This window comes from Variovorax sp. 01N425, assembly GCF_056399465.1.
Genome location: NZ_JBFTRJ010000011.1, coordinates 154,628 through 170,340 on the forward strand (window position 1 = coordinate 154,628; position 15,713 = coordinate 170,340).

Here is a 15,713-nt window from a genome sequence, read left to right on the forward strand (position 1 = left end):
GGCCCCACCAGTGAGGGGCGCGACTCGCGGCAAATTTTTAAGGATCACCCACCGGCGCCACTCGCCGGGTGAGTTCACGGCAGCGCGATCACTGCTGTGGCGGCCGGCACCAGGTGCCGTTCGCAGTTGTGTGCGGTTCGATCCGCACGGAAAAAACAAAAAGGCCCGGAATCCACTTGGGAATCCGGGCCTCTGGCGAGAGAGCTTGGAAGGTGCGCGCCTACGCACTACCTCCACCCGGGTGCGGCTGATCCTCGTACTGCTGTCCGAGCCACAAGCTGGCCGGAATCGCGGGAAAGGAGTTCAGCTGCGAATGCATCTTGAATGTCGTCAGGTTGCTGCCACCACAAAACAAGACGCGCACGAACGTCCGGCCCGATGCGGGTCGATGGTTCAGTGAGCTCAGGTTTGCGTTCACGATGGTTCCAGTGGTTGGCGAGTTCTCGATGAATCGAAGGTGGTTGCGGAAGAAACTGGACGAATCAATTTCGTCGATGGATGTAATGTAAACTGGGTTTACTGCGCGACGCAATACTTTTTTTGGGTGTTGTGTCTTTTTCTCACTCCACGTCCGTTCACACGGACGCTTTGCTCCGCCGCTCCCAGCATGTCCCTGCCTGCCATTCGTCGCAATAATGTCCTGATCCTCTTCGGCGACTTCGTTGCGGAGCGTGCGTCCAATGGGGCGGAACCGCTCGGCCTGGCGGCGAAGTTCGCGGAGAAGCTGCAGATCTCCGCGAGCATGTGGAGCCAGATCAAGAAGGGCCGCGTCATTTCCGACAAGCTCGCACGGCAGATCGAGAGCCGTTGTGGCAAGGAGCCACTTTGGCTCGATGCGCCTCAAAGCGCGGAGCCGTTGCAGGACCCGGGGGAGGAGCGCTTCGTCGAGCTGGCCCGCCGAGCCTATAGAGCTCAGAACGCGCGCGGCAAGCGTGCGCTGAGGACCATCTTGCTGGAGCATGGGGCGCCTCAGAAGGAGTGAGTGGGGCGGTCTTCTTCTGCCGTCTGGGATGCCTGACTGGAACGCCACGCAGGCTGGGCGTGAAGCGCAGGAGGTGCAGGGGCGCCAAGAAGTGGCTGCGGGACGCGCGGCCAAGTTCCAGGAAAAGCCAAGGCCGCAACCAGGACCATGGTCAGCCGCGCCGGAGTGCGCGGCCGATCCAGGCCTGCAGCTCGCGCGCGTCGATCGGCTTCTCGATCAGGCACAGCGCGGTGCTCGCCTGCACGCGCTCGCGCACACGGGCCGATGCGAGCGCGGTGATGAACAGCGTGGGAACGTCGATGCCCTGGCCCAGGAGCCGGTCCAGCAACTCGATGCCGTCCATCGCCGGCATTTGCACGTCGCAGACCAGGCATTGCGTATGGGTCGCCATGCCGGAGGCAAGGAAGGCCGGGCCCGACGCGAACTCGCGCGCTTCCCAGCCGAGCGAGCGCACGAGGCTGCTGGTCGCGGCGCGCACGAAAGGATCGTCGTCGACGATGGACACGAGTTCGATGCTGAGGGGTTGCAAGGGAAAAATCCGGGCTCTTTGACCTGGCAAGCGGCCGGGACGATCCCGCCGCCGCTGCCCGGTGCCCCAGATTAGCGCCGCCAGCGGGCGGCGCCATCATATGTAGGTATGGATGGCCGGCGCGCGCCCGTTGCCGGCCGGCCAGGGAGCACGGTCAGACGGCCGCGCCTTTTGCCTTGCCGAAGAGCTGCTGCGCCTGTTGAAGGTCCGTGGTGTCGAAGCCTTCGGTGTAGTGGGCAAGGATGCCTTCCAGCAGGGCTCGCGCCTCGCGCTCGCGTCCGGCTGCCTGCCACATCCGCGCAAGGTCGGTCGCCGTTCGCAGCTCCCACGCGCGGGCGCCTTGCTGCCTGCTGCTGGCGAGCGACTGGACGAGGCACTCCTCGGCTTGCGCCGCGTGCGAAGGCGGCAGGCACGACAACGCGCGGGCCTTGGCCCGAAGGAGTTCCGGAAGGTTGTACAGGTCGCCTTTTGCATGCACCAGCGCCAGGGTGTCGTCCAGCAGTTCCAGCGCGTCGGCTGTCTGCCCCAGGGCGGTCGGGCCCTCGGCCAGCGTCAGGTTGAATGCCGTGGTGAGCAGCTCGTAGCGGGATTCGCGAAGCTCCACCAGGCAGTCCTGGATCGCCTGGACGCCGCGCCCGGCATCGCCGCGCCTGACGGCCAGTTCGCCCTTGACCCCCCGGCCCACGGCCAGGTACGGCGTGAGCGAATGGGCCTCCGCATAGGCGATGAATCGGTCGATGTCCCGTTCGGCGCGTTCCAGGTCGCCGACCCACATGTACACCGACACCGCCCAGATCAGCGCGATGCACAGCGTGACGGGATGGTCCAGTTGCCGCGCTTCGTCGACGGCGCGCTGCGCGAGCACGACGGCCTGCGACGGGTAGCCCTGGAGCCACAAGGTCCTGGCCAGCGCGATGCGGGCGCGGTTGCGCAGATCGAATCCAGAGTAGATGCTGCTGTCCTGCAGCGAATCGGGCGACCCGGCGAGCGCGGCTTCGAGCAGGCGCCTGGCCTCGGGCTGATCGCCCAGCAGATGGTTGCAGAGCCCGACCAGCGAATTCGCCGCGGCCACCGCGGTCGCGTCGCCGATGGTGCTGGCCACGCGGGCGCAGCGATGCGCGTATTTCAATGATTCGACGAAGTCGCCGATACGCTCGTGAAAGATCTGGAGCCGGCCAAGCAGCTGGACCTGGCTGGCGGCATCTTCCAGTGCCTCGGCCACCTCGAGGCTGCGCTCCAGAGCCGCCCGCACCTCGTCGCTGTTGCCGCGGGTGAACATCTGCGAGACACCGATGGCTGCCTGCAGGTGCATTTCGGTCGAGCTGCCGCGCAGTGCGGGCGTGAGCTGCGCAAGCGCTCGCCTCGACCAGCCGTGGCACTCGGCCAGCAATGACTTCGCCAGGAACGCAGGCACTGCGGCCGATGCGAGCGAAACGCCCAGCTCCGTCGCGCGGCCCCGGCCGAAACACCACGTGAGGGCGGCGCGGATGTTGCCCAGGTCGGCTGTCTCCGAGGCGCCATCGGGCGCATGCCCGGCGCCGCGGGACGCCGCCATCTGTTGCAGCCGGTCCCTAAAGTAGCGCGCGTGGTGCAGCGACGCGTCGTCCACGGTCGCTTCGTCGGCCTTCGAGAGTGCGTAGGTGCGCGTGCTTTCCAGAAGGCGGTACTGGGTGAAGGCGCCCGACGGCCGGATGGCAAGCAAGGACTTCTCCGCCAGGCTCGCGATCGCGGCGACGATCTGTTCCTTCGACAGGTTGTCCGCATCGGCCACATGGCGCGCGGCATCGAGCGAAAAGTACCCGACAAAGACGCACAGGCGGCACAGCACCCGCCGTTCGTGGATGTCGAGAAGCTCGTAGCTCCAGTCCAGCGTGGCCTGCAGCGTGGCGTGCCGCGGCTGCGCGCCGCGCTGGCCGAGCCATGAAAGCGCGAGCCGCTCGTCCAGCAGCGTGGCGGTCTGGTGCAGCCCATAGGTCGACACGCGGCGCGCCGCGAGTTCGATGGCCAGCGCCACGCCATCGAGCTTTCTGCAGATGTTCGCGATGATCGGCGCGTCGGTGCCGTCGAGGTCGAGCGTGCTTCCGCTGGCCTCGGCCCTGTCCACGAACAGGCGCGTGGCGGGATACGCGAGGATCTCGCGCGCGCCGAGGCCGGGAAGGTCCGGCGGACTGGCAAATGGATTCAGCGGGTGGACATACTCTCCCCGGACCCGCAGCGCCTCCCGGCTCGTGGCCAGGATATGGATGCTGGGCGCGGCCTGGAAGATTCTCTCGGCCAGCGAAGCTGCCGCCGCGATCACGTGTTCGCAGTTGTCCAGGACAAGGAGCATCCGGCGCTCGCGCAAGTACGAGATCAGGCTGGGAACCGGATCGGCGGAACGCACCGAGAGCCGCAGCATCGAGGCGATGGCGGTCGGGACCAAGGAAGGATCGGTGAGTGTCGCCAGGTCCACGAAGACGACCGCGCCGGCGAAATCGGCCAGCAGATCGTGCCCGGTCCGGACCGCGACCGTCGTCTTGCCGACGCCCCCGGTACCCACCAGCGTGACGAAGCGTCCCTTGGCAAGCTGCGCCGCAATGGCGGCCAGATCCCCGCTGCGCCCGACCAGCAGGCCCGGCGGCGCAGGCAAGCCAGGCTCGACCGGCGACTCGTCCCGCTGCGCCTGCACCTCCGGCTCGGCAAAGGTCCTGGAAATCTTGGCGACGAAGCAGTAGCCGCGGCCGACGATGTTCGACACATAGCGGGCGCCATCCTGCCCATCGCCGAGCGCCTGCCGCAGCATCGTGATCTGGTAGCGCAGGCTTCCGTCTGAAATGACCACGCCGGGCCAAGCCTCTGCCAGCAGTTCCTCCTTGCTCACCACGGCGTTGGCCCTGGCGATCAGCGCGAGGAGCACATCCATGGCGCGGCCACCCAGATCCAGCGGCACGCCGTTGCGCGCCAGCAGCCGCTCGTTGACTCGCAGGGTGAAAGGGCCGAATGAAACGATCTCGCCTGGCTGGGCGAGCGGTTCTTTCCTGATGGCCGGTGGCGGGCTCAATGGAATGCGGGACGAAATTGGATTTGAAAGTTCCTGGATGCTCCGCTCACGAATGGCAGCAGATTCGCGCGTCGCCGAGGCCGCCGGAGTTTACAGCCAGAGGCTCATCGGCCTCGGTGCGAAGACGCGACGGCATTTCTGGTATTCATCAGCGCACCGCAAAAATGCAGCGGGCGGCGCCTTGCCCCTCCGGCGCCTGCATCCGCGCCTGCGTCACGCAACCACGAGCGGCAGCGTCAACCGTGCCTCGAACCCGCCGCTGCGGCGGTTCTCCAGATGGAGCTCGCCCTGCATCGCCTGCACCAGGCGCCGGGAGATCGCCAGGCCGAGGCCGGACCCGGGCTTGCCCTCTTGCAGCTGCTGCCCCCGCACCCAGGGGGAGAGGACGGCGTCGATCTGCGCCGGCCGGATGCCCGGGCCGGAGTCGACCACGGCCAGCACGAGGCTCGTCGTATCGACGCGGGCGCAAACGCGCACGTCCGTGCCGTAGCGCAAGGCGTTGTCGATCAGGTTGGCCAGCACGCGCCGCAGCGCGAGGGGACAGGCAACCACCGGCTGGCCGATGCATCCGTCGAGCGCAATCGCACGGCCCGAGTCGCGGTAGTTGCGCACCAGGTTGCCGATCAGGCCATCGGCGTCGACCCGCTGCAGCGGCTCGGCCAGGCTGTGCTGCATCCGCGCGCAGGCGATGCTGCCCTCGACCAGCTCGCGCATCTCGGCGAGGTCCCGCTCCATGGCCTTGCGCGCCTCGGCGTCCCCGAGCATTTCGCAGCGCAGTCCCATGCGGGTGAGCGGCGTGCGCAGGTCGTGCGCATAGCCGGCCTGCACGTCCAGGTGCTGCGCCTGGCGCTCGGCCTGCCGGCGGCCGAGCGTATTGACCGCGCGCGCCACCCGGCCGATGTCGGCCGGACCGCTTTCTTCCAGCGCAGGTATGCGGGCGTCGCTTGCCGCGCGTTCCAGCATGACGGCCAGGCGCGCCGCACTCGCACGGTGGGCCCGGAGCTTGAATCCGAGGAACGCCGCCACCAGCGCGAGGCCGGCGAGCAGCGGCATGCCCAGGAGCCACGGCGTGCTGCCGCCGATCGTGCAGGCCGTTGGTGCAAGCGCCGACGCATGCGCGTTCTGCCCGAACGCGAGGACGGCGAGCGCGCGGGCCGCGGCCAGCGCCATGCCGCTGGCGGTATTGGGATGGATGGTGCCGATGGACTTCAAGGGGCTGCAGGTCATCTCTTTCTCCGTTCGCCGGCGCAACGGCCGGCACAAAGGAGATGACATCACGGGGGAGGGCGCGCGCACCATTGCACCAGCGTTCGGCCAACCCCTACGAAGGTTTGCCCTCACCATGCGTCCGTGTGGACCGGTGAGGGCGTGCCGAGCGGCGCGTTCAGTGCGCGGCCTGCAGGAGGCCGAGCGCTTCCATCTTGCGCACCAGCTCCGCGACCGAGCGCGAGTTCATCTTGCGCATCGCCTGGCCCCGATGGATCTTGGCGGTGATCTCTGCAATGCCCATGCGGGCGGCGATCTGCTTGTTCATCAGGCCCGCGGCCACATGCTGCACCACCTCGCGCTCGCGCGGCGTGAGCGAGTCCCAGCACACGCGCAAGGCATGCAGCGAGTGCCCGAGCGCCAGGCGCCTGGCGTCCTTGTCCAGCGCGGCGGTGACCGCATCGATCATGTCCTGCTCGCGAAAGGGCTTGCTCAGGAAGTCCATGGCGCCGGCCTTCATCGCCCGCACGGTCATGGCGATGTCGCCGTGGCCGGTCATGAAGATGATGGGGATCGGCGCGCGGCCGGGCTGCAGCAGGGTTTGCTGCAAGGCCAGGCCGCTCTGGCCGCGCAGTCGCACGTCCAGCACCAGGCAGGAAGCGCCGCCGGCACGCGGCGCGGCAAGGAATTCCTCGGTGTCGGCGAAGGTGCGGACCTCCAGGTCGATCGAACGCAGCAGGCTGCCCAGCGCATTGCGCACGAGTTCGTCGTCATCGACGATGTAGACGACGCGCGTATCGCGGTCCGCCTGCAAGGGTGGGGAGAGATCGGTGGCAGGATGCATGGGTGGTCGGCTCAGGTCGGTTGCACCGGATCGGGGCGCGGCAGCGTGAATACGGCACGCGTGCCCACCGTCTCGCGCGGCAGCAGGGCCAGCGTCCCGTCGTGCGCATCGAGGATCGACTTGCAGATCGCCAGGCCCATGCCCATGCCGTTGGCCTTGGTGCTGAAGAGGGGCTGCAGCAGCCGGTCGGCGTCCTCGGCGCCGATGCCGGTGCCGACGTCGTCCACCGCGACGCGCACGCGGCCTTCCTGGTCGCTCGCGCATGCCAGCAGCAGCCGCCGCGGTGTGCCGTGCTCGAGCCCCGTCATCGATTCGGCGCCGTTCATCAGCAGGTTCACGGCAACCTGCTGCAGCTGGACGCGGTCGCCGTAGACCGGCTCCGGCGCGTCCAGGCCCTGCAGCTCGAGCACGATGCCCAGCGATTCGAGCGGGCCGGCAACCAGCGTCACCGCTTCGCGCAGTGCTTCGTTGAGGTCGAACACCGCAAACTGCGGCTCGGCCTTGCGCGCCTTGGCCCGCAGGCCCTGGATGATGGTGCGGGCCCGCAGCGCGCTCTTGCTGATGTGGATGAGCATCTCGCGCGCTTCCGAAATATCCGGCGTGCTGCGATCGAGCCAGCGCAGCGCGGCGCTGGCGGAGGTGTCGACGGCCGCGATCGGCTGGCCGATCTCGTGGACGATGGACGCCACCAGTTCGCCCATGGCCTTCAGGCGGCTCGCGCGCTCGAGTTCGGCAAGCGCCCCGCGCAGTTCTTCTTCGGCAAGGGCGCGCTGGTGGTTCTGTTCGAGCAGCTCTTCGTAGAGGCGGGCGTTCTCCAGCGCGAAGGCCGCATGCGAGGCGATCACTTCCAGCACCTCGGCCTTGGATTGCGTGAAGACGTGGGCCGCAAGGTTGTTCTCGAGGTACAGCACGCCGATGAGCGTCGCATGGCGCATCAACGGCACGCACAGGACCGAGCGCGGCCGCCGGCGGCGCACGTAGTCGTCCTGGGCCAGGGACGGCTCCTCGCGCGCATCGCCCACCACGATGCGCTGCTGGGTGCGCGCGACGGACTGCACGATCGATACCGGGCAGGTGCCGCTGCCGAGCGCGACCGGCTCCTGCGTCACCGAGATGGCGCCATCCAGCACCTGGGCCTGCGCGCGCACCTGCCAGGCGCCCTGGCGCAGCAGCGTCAGCGTGCCGTAGCCGGCGCCGGCACTCTCTAGCGCGGTGCGCAGCAGCGTTTCCACCAGCCGCGCGGGAACGATGTCGCTCGCGAGCGCTGTCGAGATGCGCAGCACGGCCTGCGCGTCGAGCGCCTGGAGGCGGCTCGCGGCGGGCGCCCATGCGTCTTGCTCGAACACCGCGGGATGGGCGGCCTGCAGCTGCCGCACCTTGGCCGTGGCGCCCCAGCGCTGCCATGCGCCGCGTGCGTAGCGCAGGTGGCCGTGCGCGGACAGTTCATCCCCGCGGCCGGCGTGGAAGGCGGCGGCCAGTTCGGCGGCCAGCGCCTCGACCTGCGTGAAGCCGTTGCGGCGGGCCTTCGACACCGCGTGCGCATAGGCCTCGCTCGCTTCGAGCGGCCTGCCGTCGACGCGGGCCAGCTCGGCGCGCACCAGCTCGAAGCGGGCCGAGAAGTTGTCGGGGCAGGCCAGGGCCCAGGCGGCAAGCTGGTCCACGTCGCGCTGCAGCGCCGCCTGCTGCGCGGCGTTGCGCGCGGGCAGCGCGAGCAGCGCCAGCGCGCCGTAGTACGGCAGTTCGCCGCTCTCGGCAAAGGTGCGTCCCGCCGACGCACAGGCCTCGGCGCGGCCACGGGCCTCGAGCGCCTCCGCGAGCTCGCCGCACAGCAGCGCGCCCTCCAGCCGGTACACCCAGTATTCGAAGTCCACCAGCGTGGGCGGCGCGCCTTCCGGGGGCAGGCGCGGCGCTTCGCCGGGGTCGCCGCGGGTGCCGTCCTGCAGCCGTGCCAGCAGCAGTTTCTGGGACAGCAGCGCATCGACCACGAACTGGAAATTCGCGTCGCGCGCGATGGCCAGGCCGCGCTCGACCGTGTCGCGCACCTCGCCCAGGAATTCGCCCGCGAACAACATGCCGGAGGCCTCGTTGGGGGCGCAGTAGATCGCGAAGGTATGGTCCGCGGTCTCCACCAAAACCTTGTAGGCGCGGCGGATGTAGTCGCGCGCCGCGCGGGCGGGTTGCGTCCAGGGCACGATCATGGTGCCGAAGGCCATGTGGACGCGGCCGCGGTAGCGGACGAGGCCGCGCTCGTCGACCAGGTGCAGTGCCAGCGCGCCGAACTCGCGCGCCGCGGCGTAGTTGCCATAGCGCACGCCGAAGACCTGCGTCATGCACACGTACCCGTCCGCCGAGGCATCCGTGTGGCCGTGCACGATCCCGAGGTTGGCCATGCGCAGCAGGATCAGGTCGACCAGGTTCTGGTCGGTATACAGCGCCGGCGGAATGAGGTCGGCAAAGATGTTGGTGATGGCGCGGCGCAGCGGATCGGTCGCGACCGGCAGCTGCCGCAGCGCGTCCATGCCATGGCGCTCGAGCCACGCCTGGAGCTGCGCGTATTCGCGGTCGACGGCGGCGTCGTCGGGCTGCATCGGCACGTGGATGCCCGACTTGCGCAGGAACGCCAGCCCGACGCCCAGCGCCAGGTCGAAGCGGCCGAGCGTGGTGTAGAGCGCGGCCCGCAGGCGCGCCAGGTCCGCGCCGAAGATGCCGTCGCCCGCCACCTGCTCCAGTGCCGCCAGGCGCGCCTCGGCGACTTCGAGCGCACCGGTCATGAATTCGGCCTCGCCGCACGAGGCGCGCGCGGCAAGGCCGTCCTCGCTGACATCGTCCTCGCCGAGGAAGTCGAGCGCGGCGCGGAAGAAGCCCAGGGCCGAATGGTGTGCCGTTGCGGCCTTGGCCTGGCGTCCGGCCTCGAGGTTGAGCCTGGCGAAGCGGCGCCGCTCGTGGGGCGCATCGACCGCCGGCCGCGCGAGCCCGGCCTGCGCGGCAATCGCGAACACCTGCGCCGACATGGCCGGGTGCGCAAGCTGGCGGCGCGCGACCTGCAGGTGCAGCGGTGCGCGCTCCTCCGGCGGGATCGAGGCGTAGGCCGCTTCGCGGAAGCGATCGTGGCAGAACACCCAGTCACCGTCCTCGCGGCAGACGCTGCCGGCCTGCAGCGCCGGTTCGAGCGCCGCTTCGAGGCTGCGCAGCGCGTCGGCGCCGGAGGCCAGGCCCGCGGCGACGGCGAGCGCTTCGCCCGAGGCACGGTGGCCAAGGCAGGAAAGCAGCTGCAGCACGGATTGCGTGGGGCCCGGCAGCTGTTCGAAGCGGCGCGCCAGCAGGTCGACGACATTGTCGATGCCCGGATGGGCCGCGATGCGCTCCAGGCTCCAGCGCCAGGCCGCGGCCTGCGCATCGTAGGCAAGCAGGCCGTCGTCGGCGAGGAGCCCGAGCAGGTGCTGGGCAAAGAACGGGTTGCGCCGGGTCTTGCGGCCGATCACCTCGGCCAGCGGACCGAGCGCATCGGCATCCTGCTGCAGTGCCTGCGCGATCAGTTCGCGCAGGGCGCCCTCGTCGAGCGGGCCGAGTTCCATGGTTGCCGCGTCGGGCACTTCGGCAAGCCGGCCCGTGCGCAGCGGATGGTTCGCGTCCACCTCCTTGGCGCGGAACGCGCCGACCAGCAGCAGCGCCTTGCCGGGATACTGGTGAAGCAGGCGCTCGAGCACCTGCAGGGTTCCCGCATCCGCCCATTGCAGGTCGTCCAGCCACAGCAGCAGGGGCCGCGCGGCCGTTGCAAAGCAGGCCAGCAGGCGTGCCATGCCGTGGAGCACGCGCTCCCGTTCGATCGCGGGTGCGGTGTCTGGTGATTCGGGCGTCTCGGCCTGCGGGCCGAGCACCAGGGCCAGGGAGGGCAGGAAGCCGGCGAGGGTGCGATCGACCGCGTTCGTGGCGGCGCGGATCCGGTCCTGCCAAATCGCGAACTCGTCCTCGGGGCAGCCGAGCACGAACTGCAGCAGCTGCTCGAGCGCCTGCACCAGCACCGCGTAGGGCCTGCCGAGGCTGCCTTCCTCGCTCTTGACCGCCGCCAGCAGCGGCGTGCCCGATTGCTGGATGCGCGCCACCGCCTCGCGCAGCAGTATCGATTTGCCGATGCCCGATGGGCCCGAGACCCAGGCGACGCGCGATCGCGCACTGCCCGCGACTTCGCGGTAGAGCGCGTCCAGCATCTGCAGCTCGGCATCGCGGCCCAGCACCTGCTGCGTGCGCAGCATCCTGTGCAGCGTGGCGTGGGCGTCGAGCGCGAAGGGCGGAATGCATCCCCGCTGGCGCTGCAGCGTCTCGCAGTGGCGCAGGTCCGCGAGCACGCTCGCAGCGCTGCCATAGCGGTGATCGGGCGCTTTCTCGAGAAGCTTCAGGACCAGCAGCGACAGTTGCGCGGGGACGCCCTCTCGCAGTTCGCCGGGCGGGCGGGGCTTTTGCGTCGCATGCGCGTGGATCCGTTCCGCAACGTCTTCGCCCTGGAAGGGAGGCCTGCCGGCCAGCAGTTCGTAGAGGATGCAGCCGAGGGAGTAAAGATCGGCGCGCGCATCGACGCGAATGTTCATGCGCCCGCCGAGTTCGGGCGCCATGTAGTCGAAGCTGTCCTCGTCCCATGCCAGGCTGCCTTCGGCCGGCACGCCGTTGTCCGCATCGAGCCGCGCTGCGTAGCCGAAACCCGTCAGGTAGGCGCTTGCGCCGGGCGTGCACAGCAGGCGATCGGGCGTCAGCGCACGGTGCATCACGCCTGCCGCGTGCATGGCCTGCACGGCGGCGGTGAGCTGGAGTGCCAGCGCAACGAATGCTTCCATGTTGCGGACCGGCCGGGCGGTCCGGCGCAGCAGTTCGCCGCCCGGGTCTTTGAGAACCAGCAGCGCCCCTTCGCCGTGCGGCACCAGCGCCATCGGCACCGCGGCCCAGTTCTCGTGCAAGGCGCTGCGGAACGCATATTCGCGCTGGAGCGTGGCCAGTGTGGCCGGGGCGACCTGGCCGCGCCCTGCAACAAGCCAGGATGCGCAGCCGGCGGCGCTGGCGCGTTCCAGGCGCGGCGTGCCTGTGCCCAGGTCGTAAAAATCCCGCGAAAGCAGGCCTGCACCGGAGAACTGCTGTTCGACGGTCTCCTGTACCGCAGCAAAAATATGCAGACGGCCGTGTGCGGGCTCGGTTTCCGCGCGATCGAGGTAAAGGGTGCTGTCCGGGATCTCTGCCTGGCGGCGCTCGCTGAGTTCTTCTTGTCGCATGGGGGTAGCTTCCGAAGGAGGTTCGGTTCTGGACATGCCTCTGTGCGATCCGGACGCCCCGGTCCGCTGCTGCTCGGCATGGTCTTGAGACGGGTGTCCTTTCGCTGCGTATCTATTGGAGCGCAAATGCCCGCGTGGAGGCAGTCGGGAGCGTTGGCGTGTGTTAGGCGTTGTTAGGCCTGGCCTTCAGGGTGCTTCACGTCGCGCCGCAAGGCCGACGACTTGGAAACGTAGTGTGTGCAATTCCAGCGCTGACACATAGGCATACGCGATCTGTGCCGGAAGGGGAGGGCGCGACAAACAATTCATTCGCTCTCTCTACCCAAGCTCACTTCACTACCAAGGAAATCACCATGAAGCTCTCTCGAATCGCCAGTGCTGCCTCGTTCTCCATCCTTGCCGCTCTCGTTGGAGTGCAGGCCCATGCCGAGGAATATCAAGGCGTGTTGCAGACGCACTCGACGCTCGCCCGCAGCGACGTTCGCGCCCAGGCTGTCGCGGCTGCGCACGCCGCAGATCCCTATGCCGATGGCGCCTCTTCGGGTGTGGTTGCGGCGCTGCCCTCCACGCTCGACCGTTCCGCAGTGCAGGCCGAAGCCCGCGCCCTCGCTCACGCGCCGGCCCAGAACCTCTATGTCGAGGCCTTCGTCAACAGCCGGGTGCCTGCCCAATACGGCATCCACGGGGTACTCCCGACGCGCCAGGCGGGCATCGCCGATGGCGTGACCTTGCGCTGAACGCCGGAGCCCCAGCATGACCACGAGATCCAACGTGCTGATCGGCATCGCGGCCGTTGCAGCCTCGGTCGGCATATTCACCGCGGCGGCAGCGCCGTCCGGAGGCGACATACCCGCTAGCGCCGCGCAGACCGCGCCCGAGTTCCAGAACATCGACCAGTGGCTCAACTCCCCGCCGCTGAAGCTGCAGGACCTGCGCGGCAAGGTCGTGCTCGTCGACTTCTGGACCTACACCTGCATCAACTGCCTCAACCACTTGCCCTACGTCCAGGCGTGGAACGAGAAGTACAAGGACAAGGGCCTCGTCGTCGTGGGCGTGCACACGCCGGAGTTCGCGTACGAGAAGTCCACCCGGAACGCGCAGGACGCGATCAGCCGGCTGCAGATCAAGCACGCCGTTGCGCAAGACAACCACTACGCCACCTGGAAGGCCTTCAACAATCAGTACTGGCCGGCGGTCTACCTGATCGACAAGCAGGGAAAGATCGTCTACTCGCACTTTGGCGAAGGCAGCTACGCCACCACCGAGAAAAAGATTCAGTCGCTGCTGGCCGAACCGGCGTCCGCGGCGGGAAGCTAGGATGAAACGCTTCCTATCCAGCGGGTGTCACTTGCACCGTGTAGCCGATTTGCTGAAGTCGTCGGATGAGGCGGTTCGCGGTTTTGTGAGCGTCGGCGCGGTCGAAGTGGACGGCGCCCAGGTCCAGCCATTCGGTGCCGTCGCGCAGCATGTGCCAGGCGGCGGTGAGCATCGAGGCGGCCACGGCGATGATGGCCTTCTTGGCGCCGCGTCGGGCGCGCAGCCGGTGGAACTGCGCCTGCAGATAGCCGCCCTTGACCCTCACGGCGGACCAGGCGGCCTGCACCAGCGTGGTCTTGAGCCATTGGCCACCGCGGCGCAGCCGGGTGGAGCGGCGCTTTCCGGCGCTCTCGTCGTTGCGCGGGCACAGGCAGGCCCAGGACAGCAGGTGGCCGGGCGTGGCAAAGCGCGACATGTCGATGCCGATCTCGGCCACGATCACATGGGCGCTGACGGCGCTCAGGCCCGGCATGGTGCTCAGGAGCTTGGCGGCTTGTCGAAACGGCTCGAGCCCCAGGCCCACCTCCTTCTCGATGGCGGCGATGGCCTGGTCCAGCGCGTCGATATGGCTCAGGTGCAGCTTGAGCATGAAGCGGTGGTGCGTACTGACGCGCCCGCGCAGCGCCTCCAGCAACTCGGCGCGACTGGCCTTGACGCGCCCGATGCAGGAGATCAGGTGCTGCGGGTCGTCCTGGCCGTCGATGATGGCCTGCAGCACCGCGCGCGCGCTCTTGCCCAGGATGTCGCTGAGCACGACGCTGAGCTTGAGGTTGGCGTCTTCGAGCACCTTCTCGATGCGTTGCGCATGCGCGCTCCTCTCGCGCACGAACTGCTTGCGGGTGCGCGTGAGCGTGCGCAGCTCCTGCACGGCCACCGGCGGCACGAAGCTGGCGCGGATCAGGCCGTGGGCCAACAGGTCGGCCAGCCACATCGAGTCGCTGACGTCGGTCTTGCGCCCGGGCACGTTCTTCACGTGCGCAGCGTTGGCCAGCACCAGCTCGAAGTGGCTTTCGAGCACATGCCACACCGGCTTCCAGTACACCCCGGTGGCCTCCATGGCGACCACCTCGACCTGGAAGGAGTCCAGCCAGTCGCACAAGCTCAGCAGAGCCGAGGTGGTGGTGGCAAAGGTGCGCACTTCCTGCAACGGGGGGCCGTCGCCAGCGATGCGCACGCACGCCACCACGGTTTGTTTGTGAACGTCCAGGCCCGCGCAGCGGGAATGAATGACTTCCATGATCGCCTCCAATGTGCGGCGACATCGGCGTGCGGCCCACGTCATCGAACTCTAGGATGCGTGCTCAAGGGCGCCAAGCCCCAGGCGACAGTACGGGGTGCTCGTGGAGCCGCGGGTCCCACTGAGATACGGGCTAAACGCACCAAGTTTGAACCGACCTCTGTGCCGGACGCCGCAGCAGCAATTAAAGCCGCGTTTCATGCGGCGCGGAAGGCGCATGGCGCCATGGACCACTGAGATGAAGAAGCTCTGGTTCGCGCTGCTTTTCCTTGCGGGCGGTTTCGCGCATGAAGTGCGCAATCCGGTGAGCTGCCAATGCATCACCGCCCGCGAATTCGCGGGTGCCCGAAAACGCGATCGAACATGAAGCGGGCGGGGCGTTCGGCCGTCCTTTGCTTCGACGGGACGCCACCAGCTTCGTCGGTGCGGATCAGTCCCACGCCTGGTTGCCCATGAAGTCCACGAAGACGCGCAGCGGTGCCGGCAGATCGAGGCGATCTGCGAAGTACAAGCGGCCATCGTGCGCATTCTCGGGTTGCTCTCCATCGAGCAGCCGCAGACGAATGCATGGGACCTACGAGGCCGCGACGGCAAGCAGTTCTGAACTGCCGAATCGCGCAGACGCCAAGGACGGCGATCACCGGATGAAGGCCTCGATGGCTATGCCCTTCCACTCATCAGCTCGGCGCGCAAGTTGGCGAATGTCTTCTCGATGCGCCGGGTGAATGGCTCCTTTCCTCCGCCGTCGGCCCATTCATCGACGGCAACACGGAAAGCGCCCATGCCGACCATTGCCACCATTCGCAGGCCTTCGCGGCGGGTGCGCTGTGGCCAGAGGCGACAGAGCGCTTCGAACACCGCCTGCTCCATCTGCAGGTACTTGGCCTGGTTGGCTGCGCGCAGCTGGTCGCTCGATCGAAGAAGATGCGCGATGACGAGCGTGGTGGACGTGTCGTAGTGCGAGGCCTGCTTCAGCAACGCACCGCACAAGGCATCCAGAGGCGATTGATCGGTCGATACCTCGAGCACGGAGGCACGAACCGACTCGACCAGTCCTCCCTGCCAAGCCAGCAGGATCTCGTCCTTCGACTTGAAGTAGTGGAAGAAAGTCCGCCTCGATATGCCGGCGGCGGCCGCGATGTCGTCCAGCGTGGTCTGTTCATAGCCCTTGACGACGAACAACTCGAGGCCCGTCTGCGCAACGCGTTGAAGCGTCTCGCGGCGTTTCCTTTCGCGCAATCCGTTCTGAGGCAGTTCTGCTTGCACCATGGTCGAATCGTAGCAGGCGATTGCACTGGTT

Annotated in this window: 10 protein-coding genes; 3 read left to right on the top strand and 7 right to left on the bottom strand. The window is 68.2% G+C overall.

Annotation, left to right across the window (positions count from 1 at the left end):
* Nucleotides 1-607 precede the first annotated feature (607 nt).
* Nucleotides 608-982, top strand: coding sequence for a hypothetical protein (locus AC1DSC_RS20950; protein WP_015866188.1), 375 nt, complete (start codon nucleotides 608-610; stop codon nucleotides 980-982).
* Nucleotides 983-1,133: 151 nt separating this feature from the next.
* On the opposite strand, the gene AC1DSC_RS20955 is transcribed toward AC1DSC_RS20950, so the two are convergent.
* From AC1DSC_RS20955 to AC1DSC_RS20975, 5 genes are all read right to left on the bottom strand, one after another.
* Complete coding sequence (locus AC1DSC_RS20955) at nucleotides 1,134-1,511, bottom strand: response regulator transcription factor (protein ID WP_015866189.1); 378 nt, start codon at nucleotides 1,509-1,511, stop codon at nucleotides 1,134-1,136.
* Nucleotides 1,512-1,665: 154 nt separating this feature from the next.
* Nucleotides 1,666-4,551 carry an ATP-binding protein gene (locus AC1DSC_RS20960; protein ID WP_436288374.1) on the bottom strand — a complete coding sequence of 962 codons (2,886 nt, stop codon included), beginning with the start codon at nucleotides 4,549-4,551 and terminating at the stop codon, nucleotides 1,666-1,668.
* A 213-nt stretch (nucleotides 4,552-4,764) separates the two neighbouring features.
* Nucleotides 4,765-5,778, bottom strand: a complete 1,014-nt coding sequence (locus tag AC1DSC_RS20965; protein ID WP_015866191.1) for an ATP-binding protein — start codon at nucleotides 5,776-5,778, stop codon at nucleotides 4,765-4,767.
* Between the two features lie 157 nt (nucleotides 5,779-5,935).
* On the bottom strand, nucleotides 5,936-6,601 hold the full coding sequence (locus AC1DSC_RS20970) for a response regulator transcription factor (protein ID WP_015866192.1): 666 nt from the start codon (nucleotides 6,599-6,601) through the stop codon (nucleotides 5,936-5,938).
* 11 nt (nucleotides 6,602-6,612) lie between these two features.
* The gene (locus AC1DSC_RS20975) at nucleotides 6,613-11,859 is read right to left on the bottom strand and encodes a trifunctional serine/threonine-protein kinase/ATP-binding protein/sensor histidine kinase (protein WP_015866193.1); all 5,247 of its coding nucleotides are present in this window, start codon (nucleotides 11,857-11,859) and stop codon (nucleotides 6,613-6,615) included.
* A gap of 353 nt (nucleotides 11,860-12,212) precedes the next feature.
* Here AC1DSC_RS20975 and AC1DSC_RS20980 point away from each other — a divergent pair, with 353 nt between their 5' ends.
* Both AC1DSC_RS20980 and AC1DSC_RS20985 read left to right on the top strand, forming a co-directional pair.
* Nucleotides 12,213-12,596 (top strand): hypothetical protein, encoded by a 384-nt coding sequence (locus tag AC1DSC_RS20980; protein ID WP_015866194.1) that lies wholly within the window; start codon nucleotides 12,213-12,215, stop codon nucleotides 12,594-12,596.
* Nucleotides 12,597-12,612: 16 nt separating this feature from the next.
* A complete protein-coding gene (locus tag AC1DSC_RS20985) occupies nucleotides 12,613-13,176 on the top strand; it encodes a thioredoxin family protein (protein ID WP_436288373.1) in 564 nt (187 codons plus the stop codon).
* 13 nt (nucleotides 13,177-13,189) lie between these two features.
* On the opposite strand, the gene AC1DSC_RS20990 is transcribed toward AC1DSC_RS20985, so the two are convergent.
* Both AC1DSC_RS20990 and AC1DSC_RS20995 read right to left on the bottom strand, forming a co-directional pair.
* Entirely contained in the window at nucleotides 13,190-14,413 is a 1,224-nt protein-coding gene (locus AC1DSC_RS20990) for an IS110 family RNA-guided transposase (protein ID WP_436288372.1), read from the bottom strand.
* A gap of 660 nt (nucleotides 14,414-15,073) precedes the next feature.
* On the bottom strand, nucleotides 15,074-15,682 hold the full coding sequence (locus AC1DSC_RS20995) for a TetR/AcrR family transcriptional regulator (protein ID WP_015866196.1): 609 nt from the start codon (nucleotides 15,680-15,682) through the stop codon (nucleotides 15,074-15,076).
* Nucleotides 15,683-15,713 lie beyond the last annotated feature (31 nt).